We start from the raw sequence: 1,156 nt of genomic DNA on the forward strand, positions 1-1,156 counted from the left end.
TGGATACTGCCGTTCAACCAAAATATTGGTACAATACCACGGCCAATACGCTGATGGGGGATTCTAACTGGAAAGGGATTCACTTTGCAGACGCAACGCATTTTAAGGATACGTACAGTATGGATAAAAAGTTTTATCCGAACTTGGATAACGTTACGATCAGGGCTTGGACGGTAGCCTCTGCATCCCATAGCGTAGGGTTAAGCAGTGTAACGCAGAACTACATCGGTGGCGGGACGTTTTTGCTCGGTTCCGGTTCTTCGAAGGTATTGGTTGTCAAGGATGGTATAACTCGGGCGACATTTAATAAGGACACAGAAGTGCCGGTGTGTCACCCGAATTTGCGGAACAATACGTATATAGGGTTGAAGCGCTATGGAGGCAGCTCCACTAATTATAGGGACACCTTGCTTAATGACCTGAAGGCATTGCAAAACGGCAGCTACAGCACCCTTTCCAAACTGGTAGATAAGGGTTATGTTGACGGAACCTATTCGTGGTACTGCCCAGGGTTGATTAATAACTCGGTATCTTATCAAACGATTTATGGACCTTATTTAGTCGATAGCCTAGGGATGTTTAATACAGAGCCTTTCAAGTATTACACACCAGACTTGGTGGGCGCGACCAGTGACCAGCAAATCTATCGCTTGTCCTTTGAACAGGTGGGTAGCTCGTACAATGTATACCTGAACAAATACGGCTTTACCGGCAATTTGATTTGGAAAACGTTTATCGCAAACAGGAACGGACTTGGTAGTTTAGTGTTCCCGACGATTGCTACGAGTCCGGACGGAACGAAATTGTATTATTTCACACGCAATCCGGACTGGCGAAGCCCAACACCTTATTGGGGCTATCTAGATACACAAAACGGGGCAAACGTAGCGGCGGTTCATCCTACACTGACCTTTAAAATGGTAACCCGGAGTAAATGTTGGAATCCGTATGATGATGACGGGACCACAACTTGCTCTCAAACCACCAAGGATACCTATATTCGTGTATTCCTTGGAGCGGTCAAGCAGTATGACATTGCAATCGGTAGCGGCGATAACTATGCAAGCTGCACAGGTAGCAGTTGCATAATCACGGAGTCTGTAGCCGCAAGCAACTTGCCGCATCAGGCAAGTGCGAATGGTAAGACGGTCATGAT

1 protein-coding gene is annotated in these 1,156 nt (G+C 46.5%); it reads left to right on the top strand.

Going from position 1 to position 1,156, the window contains the following annotated elements; all coding sequences use genetic code 11:
* Positions 1–1,156, top strand: a 1,156-nt coding sequence (locus tag WBG83_RS22195; protein ID WP_336747563.1) for a hypothetical protein, incomplete at both ends; no start/stop codon positions are given.

The organism is Paenibacillus sp. y28 (genome assembly GCF_037137075.1).
Lineage (GTDB): Bacteria > Bacillota > Bacilli > Paenibacillales > NBRC-103111 > JBBBNV01.